This is a genomic window from Bacillus sp. KICET-1 (assembly GCF_027721405.1).
Classification (GTDB): Bacteria; Bacillota; Bacilli; order Bacillales; family Bacillaceae; genus Bacillus; species Bacillus velezensis.
The window spans coordinates 4058372-4077991 of the sequence record NZ_CP113515.1; the positions used below are offsets into that span (position 1 = coordinate 4058372).

Consider the following 19620-nt stretch of genomic DNA (forward strand, 5'->3'; position numbering starts at 1 on the left):
AATTCCCCTCCTTAACCGTTATGGTCGTTTTACATGTGTATTCCGGCTTGGTCCTGTTTATGAAACAAGTCCGGCGAAAAGATTTATTTTTATCTTATGCCGGCCGGACTCTCCAATTGACAAACAATTGCGAAAAACAGACAAAAGAACCCGTCCTTTTACAGACGGGCCTCTCAATGAAATCAAACATCAGCGGTTTAACAAGCTTCCGACATACTTCAGCAGTTCATTAGCGCTAGTCGAATTATAGCCGTGTTCATCTATTAACCTTGCTACTACCTCATTGACCTTTTTAAGCTGCTGCTCATCCGGCGTTTTGGTGGAGGTCGTAATTTTCACCACATCTTTTAAGTCTGCGAACAGCTTTTTCTGAATCGCTTCGCGGAGTCTTTCGTGCGAATTATAGTCAAAGCGTTTTCCTTTTCTTGCATAGGCGGATATGCGGATTAAGATTTCTTCGCGGAACGCTTTTTTCGCGTTTTCTGAAATGCCGATCTGCTCTTCAATGGATCTCATCAATTTTTCGTCAGGATTCATTTCTTCTCCCGTCAGCGGATCGCGGAGCTTATTTTTATTGCAGTACGCTTCCACATTATCTAAATAATTGTCCATGAGAGTTTTCGCGGATTCTTCATATGAATAGACGAACGCCTTCTGCACTTCCTTTTTGGCGATGTCATCGTACTCTTTCCTGGCGGCGGAAATAAAATTCATATACCGCTCTTTGTCCTCGGCGGAGATGGACGGATGCTGGTCGAGCCCTTCTTTTAAGGAACGCAGCACATCAAGCGAATTGATCGATTCCATATTTTTTCTGATAATCGTTGAGGAAATGCGGTTGATGACATAGCGCGGGTCAATTCCGCTCATTCCTTCATCATGGAATTCCTTCTTCATATCCTCAAGATCAACGGAATTGTAACCTTCAACGCTTTCTCCGTCATAGAGCCTCATTTTTTTGACGAGATCAATATCAGAGCGGTTCGGTTCCTTCAGCCTGGTCAAAATAGAAAACATCGCGGCCACTTTTAATGTATGGGGGGCGATGTGTACGTCAGAAACATCACTTTCAGAAATCATTTTTTCATAAATCCGTTCTTCCTCTGACACCTTTAAATTATAAGGAACAGGCATCACGATGATCCTGGAGTGAAGGGCTTCATTTTTCTTATTGGCAATAAACGAGCGGTACTCCGTTTCGTTCGTATGCGCAACAACCAATTCGTCGGCTGAGATGAGCGCAAACCGTCCGGCTTTAAAATTCCCTTCCTGCGTGAGTGACAGAAGGTGCCACAGAAATTTCTCATCGCATTTCAGCATTTCCTGAAACTCCATCATTCCGCGGTTCGCTTTATTTAATTCACCGTCAAACCGATAAGCGCGCGGATCTGATTCAGAGCCGTATTCGGCAATCGTTGAAAAATCAATACTCCCCGTCAAGTCGGCGATATCTTGTGATTTCGGGTCAGACGGGCTGAAGGTTCCGATTCCGGTACGTTTATCCTCCGAGAAGAATATACGTTCAACCTTTACATCCTCAATTCTGCCGCCGTATTCTTCTTCAAGCCGCATGACATTAAGCGGAGAAAGGCTGCCCTCAATTCTGATGCCGTATTCTCTGTAGAAGTCGTCGCGCAGATGATGGGGAATGAGATGGAGAGGATCTTCATGCATCGGGCAGCCTTTAATGGCGTAAACAGCGCCGTTGTCTGTCAATGAGTAGGCTTCAAGCCCTTTTTTCAGCATGGTGACAAGAGTTGACTTTCCGCCGCTGACGGGTCCCATCAATAGTAAAATCCGTTTTCTTACATCGAGCCGCTTGGCAGCCGGGTGAAAGTATTCCTCCACGAGCCGTTCCAGAGATTCCTCAAGGCCGAACAGCTCCCTCGAGAAAAAGCTGTATGTCTTTTTACCGTCATCCTCCTCGATTCCGCTGTCTTTTATCATATTAAAAACGCGAGAATGAGCAGACTGCGCGACCAATGGATTTTCTTTTATGATCTCCAAATAATCAGCGAACGTCCCTTCCCATTTGAGACGCTGCTCTTCCTCTCTGTACTTTTCAATTTTCTTTAATATATCCATAAGAACCTCCTCTATCATGGTTAATGCACTAGAAATAAGGTACTTTGTTACAATCTATGCGGTGACGTGATAATACATGCTTTTCGTTTCTTAAAAATAAAGACGTTATAAGGCCGTCATTGACAAGGGTCCAGTGCACCGTTCATAATGAAAGAAATACAGTTTCATCCAGACTCGGACATCAAATGGAAAAGCAAAGAGGAGGAGAAATGATGAAAACGATCATTTTACTTGGGGTCATTCTCACTTTTTTAGTATCCATTTTTACGGCGGGTTACGACAGCAAACCTGAAAACAAATAACGGCAAAAGGGTGCTCTTCATCAAGAGCACCCTTTCCTGTACAACATAACAATGTTTCACATTTGAATATGTTCTTGGACTGTTGATTTTTCATGAGATTTGCAGCTTGTTTGATACTCGATTTTTCCGATTTTGCAGCCCGGGCCGATTTCCACATGCTTTCCTCTGACGATGTCCGCTTCCGTGTATTCGAGGTAAATTGCGTCCCCTTCGATCAATTCAGCAGAAAGCGTGCCGGCTTTCCGTTTAAGAAAACCGGGTTTCCGTCTGACGGTGATCGATGTGCCGCCGATTTCTTTCACGCGGCTTCGGTCATAACGCAAATGGATGTTTACGTCCCCCGCGTTTAACAATCCCGCCACATTGATACATCCTGTTACATGAAGCAGCTCCGTCTCGCAATCGCCGCCGACTGTGAGACTGCCTTTTATATGACACTGCTCTCCCGCGGCCCCGCCGCCAATTTCAGCAAGTCCTTTCAGCCTCATCGTGGCGAAACGCATGGAGCCGCCGACTTTCAATGTGCCCATCACATTTGCTGAACGTGCTGATAAATCTCCTGCAACTTCATGCTCTCCGAAAATTTTCAGCCTGTTGATCTCGGCATCTCCGAGAAAAAGTCCCGTACCGAATATCCGGCAGCGTTCGCTTTGAAGTCCTTCGCCGACAGTTCCTTCCCCTTTAATGCTTACATTTTGGTAGGAGCCGCCGGAGGCGTGTCCGGCTCCGTACATTTTTAAATGACTCAATTTTTTTGTCGTTTCCATCGCAGTTCCTCCTATCGTTTCACGACTTTGTTAACCAAAGCGGAAGGATCACATGTAAAATCGCCGCTGTATTCCACAGTCCCAATGGTGCAGCCTGCGCCGATCCGCACATGATTTCCGCGGACTGTCTTCGCGTTCGTGTCCGCCAATTCAATGATGTCACCTTCAATCAGCTCCGCTGTCAGCACCGGGGCCGGCATCAGCTTAAAACGCGTAAGCACGCTCTTTCTGCTCATCACTTTCAAATGGCGGCAGCCGATCTCTTTCACATGGCTTTCTCCCGCCGTCAGCTTAATACTGACTTCATCGGCATTCAGCAGGCCGCCGATCTTGCATTTGCCTTCCGAACGGAACGTCTCTGTCTCGCAATCGCCTTCAATCCCGGCTTTCCCGGATATGAAAATATCATCAGCTTTCACACCGCCGCCGAAAGATGAAAATCCCGCGACGTTCAGCCGCTCCGTTTTGACATCACCTTTAATGACACCCGTTCCGTTGATACGGATGGATTCAGCTTCGGCACTGCCGGAAATTTTCCCCGAACCGCTGATCGTCAGCGTTTGCGTCTTGACATGTCCGTCTGTTTTTCCGCTGCCGTTAAACAAAAAGCTCGCGCACTCCACATCACCTGACACCGTGCCGCTTCCGTTGATCTCCACTGTATGAAAACGGCCTCCTTTTGAACTTCCTGAACCGTTGATGATTAATTTATCTGTTACTTCCATTGATGGTCCTCCTGCATCCATTTCGTTTTTAATTCTTCCGATGCCGCAGCAAGCGCCACCCGTTCAACCACTTTGACAGTCGGTTCAAATAAAATATGTTCCGCGTCTGCGATGAAGCACGTCGTTACGCCAAGCTTTCGGAGCATGACAAGCTCCGTATTTGCTTTCAGTTCGGAAGCCTCATACGTTTTCAGCACCCCTGCCGCCAATTTTCCTTCCTCAAGGCTGATATTGCCCGATCGCAAAAGTCCTTCAAGCACATATAAAGACAGCAGCGCGCGGGACGTGAATGTCACGCCGTCTTCGCCATAAACTTGCAGCGCGGCCTTTGAAATCAGCCCCTTTTGAAGCAGCTCCGCAGACGTTATATTGACATCAGTCATTTGCGGAGACAGCATTTCTCTCATTTCATCCAGAGACAGATTTTCTTTCATTTTCTGTATTTTTGAGATACGTTTTAATATTTCCGCTCTCGGAAAAAATGTTTCCTGGCCTGTAAATGTTGATTTTCGGATAAACCATTCTTCAGGAATTAAATTTTTCCGTTTCCAGCGGTACAGCTGCCCGTATGAAATTGATGTTTCTTCCAGCAATTCTTTTTTAGAAATCAGTTGTTCCTCCATGAATCCAGCTCCTTCGATGAATGTATTGTAACATAACACTGTTACGTTGTTAAGCCTGGAAATATAAAAATGCCGTAAACCGCTGCTGTCCGTCTTTTTTATTCAATAAAAAAACGCCCGGATGCGGGCGTTTTTTTCTCACGTCAAATCTCTGTAATTTTGCTGGCGCAGCGCTTCATATACAAGAATCGCGGCCGTGTTGGACAGGTTTAATGATCTCACATGCTCGGTCATAGGAAGACGCAGGCAGCGGTCCATATTGTTTTCGATCAATTCTTTCGGAAGTCCGCTCGTTTCTCTGCCGAATACGAAGAAAAAGTCTTCCTCCGTATTTGAGTAATCAAATGATGTGTGCGGCTTTTGGCCGAATTTTGTAATGAAGAAAAACTTTCCTTTCTCATATGCCTCAAATAACTCTTCCAATGAATCATGATATACGACGTTGACGAACTCCCAATAATCGAGTCCGGCGCGCTTCAGCATTTTATCATCGGTCGAGAATCCGAGCGGGCGTATCAAATGAAGCGTTGTGTCTGTTGCCGCACAAGTACGTGCGATATTTCCCGTATTGGCCGGGATTTCGGGTTGATATAAAACGACATGTAATGCCACGATGTTCACCTCTGTTTTTTATTCCGCCCACCATTATATCATTAATTACTCTTTTGTCGTATCATCCGTAATATGAAAAAACGCATATCTGATGGAAGGAGTATACGCCGTTGAATCCTCATATGACCAATATCTCATTCTGCTGTCATACGTTTGGGCATTGACGAGCGGCATATTGCTTTTATCTTTTGCGACCACGATCGCCGTATGATTAAAACGGCCGTCTCCTTCAAAATCATAGCAAATGATATCTCCGGGCATCAGTTCTTCAGCTCTTGATACTTGCAATGCGCGGAGCCCTGCCTTGGATTGGGCCAGATACATCTTCATCGAATGCGCGACCGTCCAGCTGTAGCTCCACGAGCTTGCCTTCATCCACCAGCCTGAGCCTCTGTTCGGATGCCCCCGCATCGGCGCTTTTCCGGCATGTAAACATTGGGAAATAAAATTGGTGCAATTATCGCTGAAATTTTTATAAGCGGGATTTCGTTTATTCCAAAACTTCTCCGCGTACTGCACGGCAGCCAGACGGTCGTATTGAAACGCCCGCCCGAAATCCTCCCGTTCACTCCGCTCATATTCAATTACGCTGTTTCCGTCAGAAAATCCCGCCGGTTTTTTCTTTACTTCCCGGTCTTTAATCAAAAGCTGATCATAGAGAAATGCAGTCCGTTCCTCAATCTGCTCTTCTAAATAAAGGTGTCCGTCATGCTCCTTGCACAAATATTCGAAATGAATCGTGTACATGACACATAACGTGCCGTCGTCCTCAAGACTGCTTTTGACAATGACGGCTTTTGCCTTCGCCTTCACGATATCAACTTTCCGTTTTTCAAACAGCTCTTTTTTTCTCGTCAGGACCTCAAGATCGCCGGCCTGCCCATTCTGCCTCATCTCAGTTCCGTTGATTAAATAATGAAGCCGGGCCTCCGCTAAATCTTCAATAATATGCTTCAAGCGCTCCACCCACCATACGATTTTATAAAGAAAAAACACTTGAACTCCGGCCAAGTGCTTTTTCTCTATACATATGTCAGGACCGGCCGGTTTTAGTCTTATCAGAAACCGATAACAGCTCCAGTCCCTTTTCAATTTCCCGTATGGCGTCCTCATCCTGCTCCTTTTGAAGCGCTTTTTCTAATTCCTCCGCATAATCAGGATCACCGATTTTCCCGATGGCCCAGGCGGCCGTACCCCTGATGACGGGGCGCGGATCTTGGTGCATCAAGGCCGTTAATTCCGGAAGAGACGAGGCATCTTTAAAATGAGCCAAAGCTAAAATCGCATTCCGCTGTATCGGCTTCTTGCCGCGCCATGATCCCGATACATGTCCGAATTTTTCTTTGAATTCGCGGTTGCTTATGGTCAAAAGCGGCTTTAACAGCGGCTTTGCGATTTCCGGATCAGGCTCCATCTGCGGATGAAGATGAAAATCTTTCCCCTTATTAATCGGACAGACCGTCTGGCACGTGTCACAGCCATACAGACGGTTTCCGATTTTCGTGCGGAACTCATCCGGCAAAAATCCCTTTGTCTGGGTCAGGAACGAAATACAGCGCTGGGCGTTAAGCTGTCCGGGATTGACGAGTGCGCCGGTCGGACAAGCGTCTAGACATTTTGTGCACGTACCGCACATATCTTCAATCGGCACATCCGGTTCAAAGGGCAGATTGGTGATCATTTCAGCCAGATAGACGTAAGAACCGTATTCAGGCGTGGTGATCATGCAGTTTTTGGCGCTGAAGCCGATTCCCGCCCGTTCAGCCACGGCCCTGTCGGACAATTCTCCTGTATCAACCATTGACTTTGTGCGGATATCCTCATGTTTGCTTTGGAGAAAATTCTCCAGCAGATCAAGCTTTTCGCGCAGCACGTCATGATAATCCTTCCCCCAGGAAGCTCTGCAAAAAATGCCGCGCCGTCCGTCCCTCGTGCTCCTCGGCGCATCTTTCATTTTGGAAGGATAAGCAAGGGCGATGGCGACGATTGATTTGGCTTTCGGGAGAAGCAAAGACGGAGTGACCCGTTTTTCAATATCCGGCTCTTCAAACCCGGATAAATAGCCGAGTGATTCCTGAAGAATCAGCCGGTCCCGCAGACTGTCGAACGTATCAGCCGTCGCAAACCCGATTTTGTCGACTCCGATGCTTTTGGCGTATTCGATTAATTCCTCTTTCAGTTTATGAATATTCATTTTTTGCACAGCCTCCTTTCTTTGTGATCAGGCTCCCGCACAGGTATAATAGAGTTTTATCATCCCGAAATGGAGTGAACACACTTGAACATCAGTTTAGATCCACTTATTGCTGAACGGGTGCCGGGGATCAAAGCGGCAGCCGTCTTATATGAACAGATCGAAGTCGGGCCTGCTCCGCAAATGCTGAAAGGCCGCCTCCGTTTATTTCAAGAATCTCTTTACTTAGATTATGCTGACGGGGGTATAGAAGAGCAGCCTTTTGTAAAAGAGTGGGCGCGTATAATGGAACAGCTCAGTCCCGCCTTTTCAGGACAAAAAACGCCGATGGAGCTTATGCTCGGCGATATTTCCCGGGAACGATTCATTGAAAGTGTGAATTCAGCCCATGATACCATACTTTTTTTCTCCTTGAAATATTCCTTGCCTATCATGGCGTATGACGCCGCAGAAATAGATGAACCGATTTCAATTACGATCGGAGAAAAAGAAAGCGTACTGTCCTTCTCCGGCCCGGACGGCGTTTTCGGCGACTTCACCGGACATATCAATACACGCCCTGTCACGCCCGGCACAAAGAAAATGCTGCAGCTGATCTTTTTCCCGCCTTCATTTCATGCCGACGCGGCGGATGAGCTGCTATCATCCTTAACCAAAATGTTTGAACAAATTCACGGAGGCACGCATACCGTCTCTTGGCTTTCATAAAAAGACACGCCTTTCGTGTCTTTTTTCACATAAAAAAACGCAATACTTCGTTTATCAGAGAAACGAAACACTGCGTTAATAACGTATGTATGGAGCGGGTGATGAGAATCGAACTCACGACATCAGCTTGGAAGGCTGAGGTTTTACCACTAAACTACACCCGCATCAAAATTCTTTTTTGTCAGTACCGCTTTGACGTTTCTAATATTACATGTTTATTTTTTTTTCGTCAAGGGAATGTTAAAAAATTTGTCGAAAAAAATTCTTTTTTTGTCCACATGTTAAGTTAGGTTTACATTTTGTTAAGAATCTCATACAATATGAAAAAGAAGAAAACTTGAGGTACGCCTGATGATGAAAAATAAAGTAAAAGAGCTGAGAGCCAGATTCGGCTATTCTCAGGAAACGCTCGGAAAAGAATCCGGAGCCACCAGACAGACGATTGCAGCGATTGAAAAAGGAGATTATGTGCCTTCACTTTTATTAGCGCTTAACATCTGCCGGGCTTTCTCCCTGCCGATGGAGGAAGTTTTCTGGCTGGAGGAGGAGAAAAAATGAGTTTGAAAAGAAAAGCGTGTTTTCACCTTGCACTCTACGGGTTGGCCTGCTGGACGCTTATTTCCTTTATGGAAGCGGCGCCGCGGATCGCCCAGTTTTTCCAAACGGAGGGGAGCGGTTCATTTGAGCTGAATATCACGCCGTTTCTGCTGTTTACCGTTTGTGCCGCATTGTATATCTATGCCGAAAAGAAAAAACGAAACGGCAAAAAGCACAGGCTTGTGCCCGATGAATTTGAGGAACAGGATGAAAGAGAACGAATGATGACGGCTAAAGCTTGCCGTTCCTCGTATATCGCCGTTTACTTCTCATTGCCGGCCGCAGCCGTTCTGCTTTTGTTTTATCCGCTGATTCAGCCGCATCTTCCCTTTTTTCCGATTCTTTTAATTTTCATTCTGATGATGATTCAGCATTTGGCTTATGTTTTCACTTTTCATAAGCACGGCAAAAACTCCGGTTCATGACAGATCCGGAGTTTTTTACATTACCAGCTCGCTTTTTTCACCCCGGGAATCCGGCCTTTATGGGCCAGCTCCCTGAATGCGATTCTGGACAATTTAAATTTTCTCATATATCCGCGGGGCCGCCCCGTCACCGTACAGCGGTTATGAAGCCTGGCCGGAGCAGAATCACGCGGCAGTTTGCTCAGCGCTTCCCAGTCTCCTTTTGCCTTTAATTCTCTTCGGATGTCCGCATATTGTTCAACAAGCTTCTGCCGCTTGAGCTCTTTGATCACTTTTGATTTTTTGGCCATTTCAGCACTCCTCTCAAATCGTAATTATTACGTTTTGTATCATATCATCCATATGATCATCGTGCAAGCTAAGCGCTTAAAAAGGCGGGTATTACCCGCCCTGCTTGTTCACCTTCACATAATAGAGCAATGCGTCAGAATGGCTGATCAGCATCTTTTTATCCCGTGACATATTGACGGGCTCCCCTGAATTCTTCACACTCGCACCGATCAATACAGGTTTCCCATAAGTCACTGGCTCGGCAGAGGAGATAAACACGGACGCTCTGTCATCTCCCTGATACCGGGTAAAAACAGCGTCTGCCGAGACTTTCCCGCTGTCATCGACGATACCGAAACGAACCTTGTCTTTTTCCTTTTTCCCTTTGTCTTCTCGGTCTGTGTAAAAGATGAATTGCAATGCTTTTGGTTTATTTACATCGCCGCCGTAATCTGATTCAAGCGGCCCTGCCTTATCCGCCAGTTTCCCGTTTTGATAATGCTCAATATACATCTGTGCGGCCGCCAAGTCTTTTGTGACACCGGTTACTACTGCCGCTCCGCTTTCTGAAGAGGCAATTTCCATTCTGTATTTCTCTGTCTTTGATAAATCAGCTTCTTTTATCTGTATGCCGTTGGAATGTCCGCATGCCGTTAATCCTGCCAGCAGACAGCATGCTGCCGTCCATTTGAATACCTTCAGAAAAAACAGCCCCTTTTTGATGATTGTATCATTATTGAAAAAAAGAGGCATTTATTTATTCAGACTGTCGCTTTATTTCCTCTTGCAAAATGGTCGTTGCCCATTGCTTCACCCAGTCTGCGCTCAAGCTTTTTAGTCCGTTCATTCTGAAACGGCAGAAGCGGAAACACGAGTTCAGCCAGATAATAAGCTTCTTCCAGATGCGGGTAGCCTGAAAAGATAAACGACTCAATGCCGAGTGCCTGATACTCTAAAATTCGAGCAGCGACAGTCTGCGGATCACCGACAAGCGCCGTGCCCGCTCCGCCTCTGACCAGTCCGATGCCGGCCCAGAGATTCGGACTGATCTCAAGCTTCGAGCGGTCACCGTTATGGAGATCGGCCATCCGTTTTTGTCCCGAAGAATCAGCGCGCCGGAGCGCAGCCTGCGCTTTCGCAATCGTCTCTTCGTCTAAATGGCTGATTAATCGTTCAGCCGCTTCCCATGCCTCTTTCTCAGTCTCCCGGACAATCACGTGAAGCCTGATGCCAAAACGCATTGTCCTTCCTTCCTTGGCAGCCTGCTTTTTAACGGTTTCAATCTTTTCTTTTACTTGCTCCGGCGGCTCTCCCCATGTTAAATAGACATCTGTATGTTTCGCCGCAGCCTCAATTCCCGCCTGTGATGAACCGCCGAAATATAATGGCGGATGCGGAGACTGTTTTGGCGGAAACAGCAGATTGCTGTTTTCCACTTTGATATGGTCCCCTTCATATGTCACCGTTTCGCCCCGCATGAGTCCGCGCCAGACGGTTAAAAATTCTTCAGTCGCCTTATAACGTTCATCGTGGCTGATAAACATGCCGTCTCCCGCCAGTTCATAAGGATCTCCGCCCGCTACGACATTTACGAGCAAACGGCCGTCTGACAGCCGGTCCATTGTCGACGCCATTCTCGCGGCGACAGACGGCTGCATCAGTCCCGGACGGACCGCCACTAAAAATTTCAAGTCACTCGTTTCCCCCGCTAAAGCCGCAGCCGTCAGCCACGGGTCTTCACATGATCTCCCCGTCGGCAGCAGAACCCCCGTATACCCGAGTCTGTCCGCCGCCTGTGCCACTTGCTTAAAATAAAGATGATCCGCCGTTCTCCCTCCCGTTTGCGTCCCTAAATACCGGCTGTCACCATGCGTCGGAATAAACCAAAGAATCTCCATATGAATCTCTCCTTTTTTAATAGGTTACCCTTCATAACTGTTCCGCCATTTTAATAGTTTCCGTTCGAGCATTCTGACCAATGCATCTGTCAGCTTGCCGACAGCCGCAAAAATGATAATGCCGGCAAACACCTTATTTGTCTGTGAAAATTGTCTGGCATCCATAATCATATAACCGACGCCCTCGCTCGAGCCCATCAGTTCCGCCACCACAAGACCGAGCCACGCAATGCCCAGAGAGAGCCTGATGCCGAGCAGGATATTCGGCAGAGATGCCGGAAGAATTAATTTCGTCATCTGCTGATACCAGCTAAATTCCAGCACCCGCGCGACGTCAAACAGCTTCGCGTCCACACTGCGGATTCCGAGAAACGTATTAATGTACACGGGGAAAAAAGCCCCCAATGCGATCAGCAGAATTTTTGATGTCTCATCAAATCCGAACCACAAAATGAACAGAGGAGTCACGGCCAAGTGCGGAACCGTTCTGAGCATTTGCAGGGACGGATCAAGATATGCTTCGGTCCGCTTTGAGAAACCGACCAGCAGCCCGAAAACAAGTCCGAGGCCCGCTCCAAGCAGAAATCCGGCAGCCGCCCGGTATAAGCTGATCTCTAAATGACCCCAAAGCTCACCTGAAAGAAGAAGTTCCTGAAACGTCTGCAAGATAACGACAGGCGACGGGAGCACCGTGGCCGAGACGATACCCAGACTTGCGATAAACTGCCATACTGCGATGACCGCAGCCGGGAGTACAACCCCCTTCATCCATTGGTATGAATACTTCCGGGATCTTGCCAGAGCTTTCTTTTCTGATTGGCTTATTGCGCCGGCAGCCGTTGATGCTTCTGCTTTCATTACTTGCCATCCCCCGTTTCAAGCGCTTTTTTAATAAATGAATTGTCGACAACGTCTTTTACATGAATTTTCTTATGAATCGCTTTTGTTTGATATTGAAAATCAGCGGTTTCCTGCTGGGCTTTGACAATATCATCATTGATCGGTTCATTGAGAGGCTCAGTATTGTTAAGCACGTTTCTGACGACTTTCGGATCAAGATGTTTGATTTTCGCATATAAGGAGGCAGCTTCATTTTTGTGTTCCTTTTGCCATGTAACTGCTTTATTGAACACTTTCAGAAAACGGACAACCTCATCCGGGTGTTCTTTGGAAAATCCCGTTCTGACTAACGTGAAACCGGGAGAATATAAATCTGTGCTTTCTCCGTTCGCCAATATTTCCGCCCCGTGCTGCAGCGTTTCAATCGACAAATACGGCTCCCAAATGGACCATGCGTCAACTGATTTGTTTTCAAAAGCGGAAACCGCCTCATCAGGCTGAAGCTGGATGATGGTGACGTCATCGGCGGAAAGCCCCGCTTTATCTAAAGCTTTATAGAGAAAATCAAAGCCGCTGCTGCCTTTGGCTACGGCGATTTTTTTACCTTTCAATTCTTTCAGGCTCTGAATGCCGCTGCCCTTGTTTACGAGAATACCGTTTGCCTTTAACCCGTCTTGGGACAGCCCGATCTCTTTAAAATCAATTCCTGCCGCCTGGCCGGAAATGACCGGTGAATTGCCGACCTGGGAAAAATCAAGCTTATCGGCGGCAAGACCTTCAAATTGCGGAGGACCGCTTTGGAATTCGACCCATTTTACTTTTATTCCGTCTTTTTTGAAGGCCTCTTCAAACCAGCCTTTTTCCTTGGCAATGAGAAGCGGGCTTAAACTCTGCTGGATGCCGATCCGGATTTCTTTCACCGTTTTCCCGCTCCCTCCTGTCCCGTCTGCACTGCATCCGGCTGACATCATGACTGCTGCGGCTAAAAGAATGATGATTTTTTTCACTTCGCTTCGTCCCTTCTATATCCCGGACCCATCCGCAAACCGGAGGTCTTCCGTTTTCTCAAACTCAGAAAGCACCTTCTGCCGGACAGCCTGAAAATCCGCTGACGTCCGATTGCGCGGATGCGGAAGCTGAATCGGCATCAGACTGTGCAGCCGGCCGGGCTTTGCTCTGAGGATCGCCAGCTTATCGCCTAAATAGACGGATTCATCAATATCATGCGTGACCAGAATCATCGTCGTTTTTTTCTCGCGCCATATATCAAGCAGCACATCCTGCAAATGTTTTCTCGTAAAAGCGTCAAGCGCCCCGAACGGTTCATCTAAAAGCAGCACCTCCGGCTCGCGCAAAAGGGCTCTGGCGATGGCAACCCGCTGCGACATGCCGCCGGATAATTCGCGCGGATAAGCGTTCTCCGCTCCCTGCAGCCTGACAACCTCAATCAGATCATCCACTTTTTTCCGAACGGCCGGGTCGTTCATATTGAGATCGGCAGCGATGTTTTGTTTTACCGTCAGCCAGGGAAACAGCCGGTGCTCCTGAAAGATAAATCCCTGCCGGATGCCCGGTCCCGACACATTGCGGCCGTTTATTGTGACAGAGCCTTTATAATCGGTATCAAGACCGGCAATCAATTTTAAAAGCGTGCTTTTGCCGCATCCGCTCGGCCCGATGACAGTCAAAAATTCTCCCGATGCAATTGACAGCTCAATATCATTCAGCACCGGTGTTTTCCGGCCTTCATGCTCAAAAGCTTTTTCTTGTATGCTGATGGTTACAGCCATCTGTCTTCCCCTCTCTTTCTGCCGCGTGCGATCGAAAAACAAAAAGGCCCCCATCTCCGATTGCTTACAGAGATGGGAGCCTTCGGCGGTCCGATCGGCAACCCGTTTGTTTTTAAATTTGAATATCATGTTAATTCAAATTATTCCGACTTGTCAACTGTTTTTTATAAGGATTAAAATACGCCCTCCGGCATAACCCTGCCAGAGAGCGCATCGGCTGTATCACGTATTTACTTCCTTTTCTTTCCGGGCGATTTTCAATAATGTTCGCGCATTGTTGCCGAATATGTTTTCTATATCTTCTTCCCGCATATTGATTTCCCGGCAGGTCCTCACCTGCTCCTGAAGATATCTGTATACATATCCTCTCGGAAATCCGTTCGAATCCGTCCCGAAGATGATCCGTTCAGCACCGATTAATTCAGATGTCTTTCGAAACAGAATTTCCAAATCAAGCGGGTACGGCATCCACCTCATCCACTGATTTGAGCCGGACGTATCAATATACACATTCGGGCAGCTCCAGCACAGCTGAAGCAGTTCCTGATAATATCCGGCGCCGAAATGCGGAATGATGAACGGGATATCAGCATACTCTCTCGCGACGCGATAGATGGAGAGCGGGTTGATGTTGCGATGGCTGACAATACCCCCCGCTCTCCCTAAAAGCCCGAAGTGAATTAATACAGGCAGCTTTTTGTCAGCCAGATACGTCCACAGCTTTTTCAGCGACGGATCATGAAAATCGATGTCTGTCAGCGGTCCGAACAGTTTATATCCTTTCAGACCGAGCTCTTCTACCGCTCTTTTCAGCTCTTCATACGCATTCTCCCGCTCCAAAGGATGATATGCAAATCCGGTAAATCTCGCGGGATTGGCTTGAATAAACGCCGCCATCCGGTCATTGCTCTCTGCTGTTAAAAAATTCAGCACGTCAATGCCGTACTTATCTAATTCATTCTCCCATCTTGTCATCAAAGCGATTTCGCCGTCATCCCCATCAACATCATGCGGATCAGGAAAATCCCAAGTCAGATTCATTCTTTCTGACCGCTCCCGGTTGTAATCGGAAAATGTCTTATCGTTTTTGCCGAAATAAAGGCTGTACGGCAGGTGACCGTGAATATCGACAGGTTTAAAATGCTGCCGGAAAAGCATACAATCGCCGCCTCCCTTACCGCCTGACAATAAAAAAAAGGCCCTTATCCAGTGAAGAATAAGAGCCTCTTGTGTCCAAGTCAGCGGTTTCTATTTTTCCTCATCTTAAACCCATTATTCCCGTCAGTCAAGTAGGCTTTCAAATCCAAACCCTTTTTTTCGATAATAAAAATAATTATTTTATAATCATTATAAAATAATATTGACTTTTTACTGATAGGTGATATTATGTTTTTATAAATCTAAAGAGGTGATCACATGAGTTCAAATAAATTGACAACCAGCTGGGGCGCTCCTGTCGGAGATAACCAAAACTCAATGACGGCCGGCGATCGCGGTCCTGCTTTAATACAAGACGTCCATCTGCTTGAGAAATTGGCGCACTTTAACAGAGAACGCGTTCCGGAGCGTGTCGTTCACGCAAAAGGCGCGGGCGCACACGGTTATTTTGAAGTCACAAATGACGTTACAAAATATACGAAAGCCGCATTTCTGTCAGAAGTCGGTAAACGCACGCCGCTCTTCATCCGTTTCTCAACCGTCGCGGGCGAACTTGGCTCTAGTGACACAGTGCGCGATCCGCGCGGATTTGCCGTTAAGTTTTATACAGAAGAAGGAAACTACGACATCGTCGGAAACAATACACCCGTGTTCTTCATCCGCGATGCCATCAAGTTCCCTGACTTTATTCATACACAAAAAAGAGATCCGAGAACACATCTGAAAAATCCGACGGCCGTTTGGGATTTCTGGTCTCTGTCACCGGAATCCCTGCACCAGGTAACCATTCTGATGTCAGACCGGGGCATTCCGGCGACTCTTCGCCATATGCACGGATTCGGAAGCCATACATTTAAATGGACAAATGATAAAGGTGAAGGCGTCTGGATTAAATATCACTTTAAAACAGAGCAAGGCGTGAAAAACCTTGATGTTAATACAGCCGCAAAAATCGCGGGCGAAAATCCCGATTACCATACGGAAGATTTGTTCAATGCGATTGAAAACGGCGATTTCCCCGCATGGAAATTATATGTTCAAATCATGCCGTTAGAAGACGCAAACACATATCGCTTTGATCCGTTTGACGTCACAAAAGTATGGTCTCAAAAAGACTATCCGCTCATTGAAGTCGGCCGCATGGTTCTGAACCGCAATCCGGAAAATTACTTTGCGGAAGTAGAACAGGCGACGTTCTCTCCCGGCACATTAGTCCCCGGCGTCGACGTCTCACCTGACAAAATGCTTCAAGGCCGGTTGTTCGCATACCATGACGCGCACCGCTACCGTGTCGGCGCGAACCATCAGGCGCTGCCGATCAACCGTTCCCGCAATGAAGTGAAAAACTATCAGCGTGACGGACAAATGCGTTTTGATGATAACGGCGGCCGCTCCGTCTATTACGAGCCTAACAGCTTCGGCGGCCCGAAAGAGTCACCTGAAGATAAACAGGCGGCATATCCTGTATCAGGTTTCGCTGACAGTGTAAGCTATAACCATCATGATCATTACACACAAGCCGGCGACCTGTACCGCCTGATGAGCGAGGAAGAGCGCGCGCGCCTTGTCGCCAATATCGTCAGTGCGATGAAACCTGTGGAAAAAGAAGAAATTAAGCTGCGCCAGATCGGCCACTTCTACAAGGCTGATCCTGAATACGGCAGACGCGTTGCCGAAGGACTCGGACTGCCATCACCAAAATAGCATCAAAAAACCTGCCGGTCTGCCCGGCAGGTTTTTCCTGTTTATTATCAATAAAACCGTTTTTTTCTCAATTACACGAAGTGGCATGCCGCAAAATGATGAAGCCCTTTTTCTGACAGCGCCGGACTTTTCTCAGCACATATCTTCTTGGCTGCCGGGCATCTCGTTCGGAATTTACAGCCTGAAGGCGGATCAGAGGGGCTCGGTATATCACCCTTTAAAATTATCCGCTCCCTTTTCGCTCCGGGATCAGGAACAGGCACGGCTGATAACAGCGCTTTCGTATAAGGGTGAAGCGGCCGTGAAAAGAGCTCCTCCTTTGACGCGTATTCCACAATCGTCCCTAAATACATAATGGCGACCTTCGTACATAAGTGCTCCACCACGCTTAAATCATGAGAAATGAACAAATATGACAGCCCGTGCTGTTTTTGAAGGCTGCTGAACAAATTGATCATCTGCGCCTGGATGGAGACATCTAACGCCGCCACAGGTTCATCCATAATGATAAATTGCGGCTTAAGCGCCATCGCTCTTGCAATCACGATCCGCTGACGCTGCCCTCCGGAAAATTCATGCGGATATCGGTCGATAAAGTTTGCGGAAAGCCCGCAGGCTTCAAGAACCTCCGCCGCTTTATCACGCGCATTCCGCTTCACCGCCAATTGATGCTCGATCATCGCTTCACCGATGGCTTCTCCGATCCGGCGCCGGGGATTTAAAGAACTGAACGGATCTTGAAAGATGAGCTGCGCTTCTGATCTGAAAGTTTTGAGCTCGCGCCGGCTCATCCGAAACACATCACGCCCCTGAAAAAACACCTCTCCCCCTGTTTTCTCATGAAGCCTCAAAATGGTCTTGCCGATTGATGACTTTCCGCTGCCCGATTCTCCCGCTAAGCCGAACACTTCTCCTTTTCCTATCGTAAAACTGACACCGTCGACCGCTTTTACGGGATTTTTGCGGGTCTTTCTCATCCCCCCATGTTCCTCGTAATATTTTTTCAGCCCCTTGACCTCCAGCAACGCATCACTCATCTGCTTTCTCCTCTCTGTAAAGCCAGCACGCCGCCTGATGTCCCTTCCCGAATTCAGTAAAATGCGGGCTCGATCTCCGGCATATTTCCGTGCTGTGTTCACATCGCTCCGCAAAATAACAAGACGATCCCGACAGGTCCGCAAGCTCGGGGACCTGCCCCTGAATGGTGTACAGCATCTCCCTTCTTTGACCGATAACCGGCTTGGCCGCGAGCAGCCCTTTCGTATACGGATGCTTCGGATCAGAAAACAGCTTTGCAACCGGTCCTTCCTCCACAATTTTTCCCGCATACATGACAATCACATAATCAGCCATTTCAGCAACCACGCCCAGGTCATGTGTAATGAATAAAATAGACGTGCGAAATTGCTTTTTCATATCCCGCAATAAATCCAATATCTGCGCCTGAATGGTTACGTCAAGCGCTGTCGTCGGCTCGTCGGCAATGATCAGTTTCGGATCGCAGCTTAGCGCGACAGCCGTCATGATGCGCTGCAGCATGCCGCCGCTCAGCTCATGAGGATATCGGTGCATAACCTGCTCGGCATGCGGGATCTCCACTAACGTGATCAGTTCAACGGCCTTCCGCCATGCTTCTTTCTTACTCAGCAACAAATGTTCGCGAATCGGTTCGGCCAGCTGCTCACCGATTGTAAACACCGGATTCAAAGATGTCATCGGTTCCTGAAATATCATCCCGATTTCGCTGCCGCGGATTTTCTGCATGTCTTTTGGTTTCAATTCCAACAGGTTCCGTCCGGAAAAATGCACCGCTCCCCGTTCGATTCTCCCCGTCTCGGGAAGAAGCTGCATAATGGACAATGACGCCATGCTTTTCCCGCAGCCGGACTCCCCTACAATACAAACCGTTTCCTCCTCATGTATCGTAAAGCTGACATCGTCCACAGCCTTTACCGCCCCCTCCTCTGTATAAAAAGCCGTTTCCAAATGCCTTACTTCTAAAAGCGGTTTTTTCATTTCACTTTCACCTGCCGTTTTACCTTAGGATCAAAAGCGTCTCTTAAACCGTCTCCAAGCAGATGAATCGCCACAACGGTCAGAAAAATGGCCGTTCCCGGCGGAATCCACAGCCATGGGCGGAGTGTAAAATCCATAAAATGATTCGCCGCTTCCATCATGTTTCCCCAAGAAGGTGTGGGCGGAGCAACGCCAAGCCCGAGAAAACTCAGCGCCGATTCACTCAGCATCGCTCCCGCCACATGCAAAGTCGCCGCTACCAGTAATAACGGCAATGTATTGGGAAGCAAATGATAGAGGATTTTCCGTTTATCACTAAGCCCCAAAACTTCCGCGGCCATCATAAACGGCTGCTCCTTCAGCGACAAAATCTGTCCGCGTACAAGCCGCGCCAAACCGGGCCATCCGATCAGGCTTAACATCATCATAATCAGGTACATTCTGTATTCAGAAGGCACTTTCCACTCCGACATCACCGCAGCCAAAATCAAAAGCAGCGGCAGGCCCGGGATGGACATGAGCATATCAGCGATGCGCATAATGATCATATCAGCGGCTCCCCGATAAAATCCGGCCGCAGCCCCGAGTAAAGAACCGATGACAAGCGACATCACCATTGAAGCAAGCCCCACGGTCAGAGAAATCTGCCCCGCCAGCATCAGCCTCGTCAGCACATCTCTCCCGTACTGGTCAGTTCCCAGCCAATGATGGATTCCCGGCTGCTGATTGGCATTTGAAATATCCGTCCGATCTGTTATGTACGGAGAAAAAGACGGCCCGATAAAGCACAATAAAAACATAAAACATAAGAAAAGAAGACTGATGACCGTCAGCTTATGCTGCAGCAGGCGGCGGTACGTCTGCTTCCAAAGAGAAGGCGGCACCCCTTTTTGTTTTTTCATTCCG

At 47.7% G+C, this 19620-nt stretch carries 21 protein-coding genes and 1 tRNA gene; 4 read left to right on the forward strand and 18 right to left on the reverse strand.

Annotated features, from left to right (window positions below):
* Positions 1 to 189: 189 nt before the first annotated feature.
* From prkA to queG, 7 genes are all read right to left on the reverse strand, one after another.
* Positions 190 to 2085 (reverse strand): serine/threonine protein kinase PrkA, encoded by a 1896-nt coding sequence (prkA, locus tag OVA33_RS20360; RefSeq protein WP_003155391.1) that lies wholly within the window; start codon positions 2083 to 2085, stop codon positions 190 to 192.
* A gap of 358 nt (positions 2086 to 2443) precedes the next feature.
* A complete protein-coding gene (locus OVA33_RS20365; protein ID WP_014417267.1) occupies positions 2444 to 3154 on the reverse strand; it encodes a hypothetical protein in 711 nt (236 codons plus the stop codon).
* An 11-nt stretch (positions 3155 to 3165) separates the two neighbouring features.
* Positions 3166 to 3879 (reverse strand): polymer-forming cytoskeletal protein, encoded by a 714-nt coding sequence (locus OVA33_RS20370; protein WP_012117144.1) that lies wholly within the window; start codon positions 3877 to 3879, stop codon positions 3166 to 3168.
* A complete protein-coding gene (locus OVA33_RS20375) occupies positions 3870 to 4502 on the reverse strand; it encodes a YhbD family protein (protein ID WP_007408428.1) in 633 nt (210 codons plus the stop codon). The genes OVA33_RS20370 and OVA33_RS20375 overlap by 10 nt, the downstream gene beginning before the upstream one ends.
* A 138-nt stretch (positions 4503 to 4640) precedes the next feature.
* Positions 4641 to 5123, reverse strand: coding sequence for a tRNA (uridine(34)/cytosine(34)/5-carboxymethylaminomethyluridine(34)-2'-O)-methyltransferase TrmL (trmL, locus tag OVA33_RS20380; RefSeq protein WP_104843201.1), 483 nt, complete (start codon positions 5121 to 5123; stop codon positions 4641 to 4643).
* Between the two features lie 36 nt (positions 5124 to 5159).
* Complete coding sequence (locus OVA33_RS20385) at positions 5160 to 6071, reverse strand: amidase domain-containing protein (protein ID WP_026092240.1); 912 nt, start codon at positions 6069 to 6071, stop codon at positions 5160 to 5162.
* Between the two features lie 76 nt (positions 6072 to 6147).
* Positions 6148 to 7308, reverse strand: coding sequence for a tRNA epoxyqueuosine(34) reductase QueG (gene queG, locus OVA33_RS20390; protein WP_017417320.1), 1161 nt, complete (start codon positions 7306 to 7308; stop codon positions 6148 to 6150).
* A gap of 84 nt (positions 7309 to 7392) precedes the next feature.
* On the opposite strand from queG, the gene OVA33_RS20395 reads away from it, so the two are divergent.
* On the forward strand, positions 7393 to 8016 hold the full coding sequence (locus OVA33_RS20395; RefSeq protein ID WP_017417319.1) for a hypothetical protein: 624 nt from the start codon (positions 7393 to 7395) through the stop codon (positions 8014 to 8016).
* A gap of 90 nt (positions 8017 to 8106) precedes the next feature.
* On the opposite strand, the gene OVA33_RS20400 is transcribed toward OVA33_RS20395, so the two are convergent.
* Positions 8107 to 8180: transfer RNA gene (locus tag OVA33_RS20400), tRNA-Gly, on the reverse strand.
* A gap of 190 nt (positions 8181 to 8370) precedes the next feature.
* Between OVA33_RS20400 and OVA33_RS20405 the strand changes: the two genes are divergently transcribed.
* Positions 8371 to 8574 carry a helix-turn-helix transcriptional regulator gene (locus OVA33_RS20405; RefSeq protein ID WP_025650309.1) on the forward strand — a complete coding sequence of 68 codons (204 nt, stop codon included), beginning with the start codon at positions 8371 to 8373 and terminating at the stop codon, positions 8572 to 8574.
* Complete coding sequence (locus OVA33_RS20410; protein ID WP_012117138.1) at positions 8571 to 9038, forward strand: hypothetical protein; 468 nt, start codon at positions 8571 to 8573, stop codon at positions 9036 to 9038. The genes OVA33_RS20405 and OVA33_RS20410 overlap by 4 nt, the downstream gene beginning before the upstream one ends.
* Positions 9039 to 9058: 20 nt before the next feature.
* On the opposite strand, the gene rpsN is transcribed toward OVA33_RS20410, so the two are convergent.
* The 7 genes from rpsN to OVA33_RS20445 all read right to left on the reverse strand — a co-directional run bounded on the left by rpsN (position 9059) and on the right by OVA33_RS20445 (position 14994).
* Complete coding sequence (rpsN, locus tag OVA33_RS20415) at positions 9059 to 9328, reverse strand: 30S ribosomal protein S14 (protein WP_007610245.1); 270 nt, start codon at positions 9326 to 9328, stop codon at positions 9059 to 9061.
* A gap of 91 nt (positions 9329 to 9419) precedes the next feature.
* A complete protein-coding gene (locus OVA33_RS20420; RefSeq protein WP_017417316.1) occupies positions 9420 to 10061 on the reverse strand; it encodes a hypothetical protein in 642 nt (213 codons plus the stop codon).
* An 8-nt stretch (positions 10062 to 10069) separates the two neighbouring features.
* Complete coding sequence (gene ssuD / locus OVA33_RS20425; protein WP_017417315.1) at positions 10070 to 11206, reverse strand: FMNH2-dependent alkanesulfonate monooxygenase; 1137 nt, start codon at positions 11204 to 11206, stop codon at positions 10070 to 10072.
* A 24-nt stretch (positions 11207 to 11230) separates the two neighbouring features.
* Positions 11231 to 12064, reverse strand: a complete 834-nt coding sequence (locus OVA33_RS20430; RefSeq protein ID WP_017417314.1) for an ABC transporter permease — start codon at positions 12062 to 12064, stop codon at positions 11231 to 11233.
* Complete coding sequence (locus OVA33_RS20435) at positions 12064 to 13053, reverse strand: aliphatic sulfonate ABC transporter substrate-binding protein (RefSeq protein ID WP_025650307.1); 990 nt, start codon at positions 13051 to 13053, stop codon at positions 12064 to 12066. The genes OVA33_RS20430 and OVA33_RS20435 overlap by 1 nt, the downstream gene beginning before the upstream one ends.
* Before the next feature lie 15 nt (positions 13054 to 13068).
* Positions 13069 to 13836, reverse strand: a complete 768-nt coding sequence (locus OVA33_RS20440) for an ABC transporter ATP-binding protein (RefSeq protein ID WP_014417255.1) — start codon at positions 13834 to 13836, stop codon at positions 13069 to 13071.
* Between the two features lie 222 nt (positions 13837 to 14058).
* The gene (locus OVA33_RS20445; RefSeq protein ID WP_025650306.1) at positions 14059 to 14994 is read right to left on the reverse strand and encodes an amidohydrolase family protein; all 936 of its coding nucleotides are present in this window, start codon (positions 14992 to 14994) and stop codon (positions 14059 to 14061) included.
* Between the two features lie 258 nt (positions 14995 to 15252).
* Between OVA33_RS20445 and katA the strand changes: the two genes are divergently transcribed.
* On the forward strand, positions 15253 to 16698 hold the full coding sequence (gene katA, locus OVA33_RS20450; protein WP_003155420.1) for a catalase KatA: 1446 nt from the start codon (positions 15253 to 15255) through the stop codon (positions 16696 to 16698).
* 71 nt (positions 16699 to 16769) lie between these two features.
* Here katA and OVA33_RS20455 read toward each other — a convergent pair whose 3' ends face one another.
* The 3 genes from OVA33_RS20455 to opp4C are packed head-to-tail and all read right to left on the reverse strand — an operon-like array spanning position 16770 to position 19616.
* Positions 16770 to 17735, reverse strand: coding sequence for an ABC transporter ATP-binding protein (locus OVA33_RS20455; protein WP_014417253.1), 966 nt, complete (start codon positions 17733 to 17735; stop codon positions 16770 to 16772).
* Complete coding sequence (locus OVA33_RS20460) at positions 17728 to 18714, reverse strand: ABC transporter ATP-binding protein (RefSeq protein WP_014417252.1); 987 nt, start codon at positions 18712 to 18714, stop codon at positions 17728 to 17730. Before OVA33_RS20460 ends, OVA33_RS20455 begins: the two co-directional genes overlap by 8 nt.
* Positions 18711 to 19616 (reverse strand): oligopeptide ABC transporter permease, encoded by a 906-nt coding sequence (opp4C, locus tag OVA33_RS20465; RefSeq protein WP_017417311.1) that lies wholly within the window; start codon positions 19614 to 19616, stop codon positions 18711 to 18713. Before opp4C ends, OVA33_RS20460 begins: the two co-directional genes overlap by 4 nt.
* Positions 19617 to 19620: the final 4 nt, after the last annotated feature.

Bases quoted from the DNA above. Each gene is read 5' to 3' on its own strand.
- prkA (WP_003155391.1), bottom strand. From the start codon at position 2,085: ATGGATATATTAAAGAAAATTGAAAAGTACAGAGAGGAAGAGCAGCGT.
- OVA33_RS20365 (WP_014417267.1), bottom strand. From the start codon at position 3,154: ATGGAAACGACAAAAAAATTGAGTCATTTAAAAATGTACGGAGCCGGA.
- OVA33_RS20370 (WP_012117144.1), bottom strand. From the start codon at position 3,879: ATGGAAGTAACAGATAAATTAATCATCAACGGTTCAGGAAGTTCAAAA.
- OVA33_RS20375 (WP_007408428.1), bottom strand. From the start codon at position 4,502: ATGGAGGAACAACTGATTTCTAAAAAAGAATTGCTGGAAGAAACATCA.
- queG (WP_017417320.1), bottom strand. From the start codon at position 7,308: ATGAATATTCATAAACTGAAAGAGGAATTAATCGAATACGCCAAAAGC.
- OVA33_RS20405 (WP_025650309.1), top strand. From the start codon at position 8,371: ATGAAAAATAAAGTAAAAGAGCTGAGAGCCAGATTCGGCTATTCTCAG.
- OVA33_RS20410 (WP_012117138.1), top strand. From the start codon at position 8,571: ATGAGTTTGAAAAGAAAAGCGTGTTTTCACCTTGCACTCTACGGGTTG.
- rpsN (WP_007610245.1), bottom strand. From the start codon at position 9,328: ATGGCCAAAAAATCAAAAGTGATCAAAGAGCTCAAGCGGCAGAAGCTT.
- OVA33_RS20420 (WP_017417316.1), bottom strand. From the start codon at position 10,061: ATGCCTCTTTTTTTCAATAATGATACAATCATCAAAAAGGGGCTGTTT.
- ssuD (WP_017417315.1), bottom strand. From the start codon at position 11,206: ATGGAGATTCTTTGGTTTATTCCGACGCATGGTGACAGCCGGTATTTA.
- OVA33_RS20430 (WP_017417314.1), bottom strand. From the start codon at position 12,064: ATGAAAGCAGAAGCATCAACGGCTGCCGGCGCAATAAGCCAATCAGAA.
- OVA33_RS20440 (WP_014417255.1), bottom strand. From the start codon at position 13,836: ATGGCTGTAACCATCAGCATACAAGAAAAAGCTTTTGAGCATGAAGGC.
- OVA33_RS20445 (WP_025650306.1), bottom strand. From the start codon at position 14,994: ATGCTTTTCCGGCAGCATTTTAAACCTGTCGATATTCACGGTCACCTG.
- katA (WP_003155420.1), top strand. From the start codon at position 15,253: ATGAGTTCAAATAAATTGACAACCAGCTGGGGCGCTCCTGTCGGAGAT.
- OVA33_RS20455 (WP_014417253.1), bottom strand. From the start codon at position 17,735: ATGAGTGATGCGTTGCTGGAGGTCAAGGGGCTGAAAAAATATTACGAG.
- OVA33_RS20460 (WP_014417252.1), bottom strand. From the start codon at position 18,714: ATGAAAAAACCGCTTTTAGAAGTAAGGCATTTGGAAACGGCTTTTTAT.
- opp4C (WP_017417311.1), bottom strand. From the start codon at position 19,616: ATGAAAAAACAAAAAGGGGTGCCGCCTTCTCTTTGGAAGCAGACGTAC.